The following is a 1640-nucleotide window of genomic DNA, read 5'->3' on the forward strand; positions in this document are numbered from 1 at the left end:
GCCGGCGATCGTCACACCGGCATTGCGGACCGTGCGGCCCGGATACAATCGCTGGGCGCGCGCTGGTCCGACCGCGTGTGCGAAGGATCGACCGAGCCGATGCAGGAACCCGTATTGCGGGACGACGATCGCACCGAGCGAGCGAACCCTCTCGACCGCATCGTTTCCGCAGATCGCGAAGTGCTCGAGCCGGTGCCGAGGATCGCCTCGCGGCGCGGCGCGTTGCGCAGCCTCCAGCGCCGACAGCCAATGATCGATCGCACGGTCTCCGATGACGTGGGCGGCGAGCTGCCAGCCCGCCGTATGGGCGTCCATCACCTTGGCGCGCAGATCGGCCGGGTCCTCCATCAGGAGGCCGCGGGTTTCGCGATCGGCGTAAGGTTCGGACAGTGCCGCAGTCCGGGCCCCGACGATGCCGTCGACGAAGAATTTCAAGGTGCGGACCTGCCAGCGCGGATCGAATTGCGATGGGACGATGTTCAGCGCGCGCGCCTGCAACGGGTCGATCCGAAGCATGAACCCCATACGCACCGGCAACGCGCCGGCATCCCTGATCGCGCTCCAGATATCCCACTCGGTCTCGAAGCCGCTGTTGAATCCGACCGCGGCTTCGACGGCAGCGACGATGCCGAAACTCAGGCTCTCCTTGACCACCTGGCCGATCGCCTGGATGGTCCGGGCCGACGACGGCTGGGGGACCAACCCGGCGACGAGATCCGCGGCGGTTTCCGTCAACACGCCGGAGAGACGGCCATTGTCCCGCTCGATCGTTCCACCGGGCGGGTCCGCCGTGGTGGCGTCAAATTGCGCGAGCCGGAGCGCCGCCGAGTTCGCCACGGAAAGATGCCCGCCGGTCCGCCGCAACAGCACCGGACAATCCTGCGACACCCCATCCAGCTCGGCCAATGTCGGATGCCGGCGCTCCAGCAACGATTGCTCGTTGTAGTCGGCCGAGACCACCCATTCGCCCCGCCCGGCCGCAACACAGGCGCCGTGCAGACGGTCGAGCAGTTGCGCAACCGAATTGACGCCGGCGCCGAGCTGCAGATTGAGCAGCTCCTGCGCCCGCATGAAGAAGTGCAGATGCGCGTCGGTCAGCCCGGGAACCACGCGGCGACCGTCGAGATCGACGATGCGATCCGCGGACGGCGCATCGTGCCGCGACCCGAGCCAGGCGATCCGGTTGTCCGCGATCAGCAGGCTGTCGGGCGTCGAGCCATCCTGCGCGGCGAACAGGCCGCCGCGCAGGAGTGTCGTTGGCGTCCTAGCCGGCATCCTTGACCACGGCGATCATGTCGATCTCGATCTTCAGCCCGGCACGCGCCAGGTGCGCGACGCCGACGGTCGTGCGCGACGGCGGATCCTTCGGGAAATATTCGCGGAACACTTCGTTCATCGCGGCAAACTCGTTCATCATATCGGTCATGTGGATCGTCATCTTCAACGCCGTGTCGAGCCCGGCTCCGCCGGCCTCGGCAAGCGCCTTGACGTTATCGAGTGCGATGCGCGTTTGCGCCTTGATGTCCGCAGGGAATTCACGTGTCACCGGATCGGAGCCGGTCTGGCCGGAAACGAACAGAAGCCTGTCCCAGCGGATGGCCGGAGAGTACGGGAGGCCCGGCCGCAATCCGGTCGGCGGG

2 protein-coding genes are annotated in these 1640 nt (G+C 67.2%); both read right to left on the reverse strand.

Translation table 11 applies throughout. The features are described 5' to 3' along the window. The coding region (locus tag VF497_RS00495; RefSeq protein WP_330885174.1) for an amidohydrolase at positions 1-1275 on the reverse strand (1275 nt) is incomplete at its 3' end. After that, on the reverse strand, positions 1265-1640 hold a 376-nt coding region (locus VF497_RS00500; RefSeq protein ID WP_330885176.1), incomplete at its 5' end, for a RidA family protein. The genes VF497_RS00495 and VF497_RS00500, both read right to left, overlap by 11 nt.

Origin of the sequence: Rudaea sp., assembly GCF_036383415.1 — a bacterium.
In the GTDB taxonomy this organism is placed as follows: Bacteria; Pseudomonadota; Gammaproteobacteria; order Xanthomonadales; family Rhodanobacteraceae; genus Rudaea.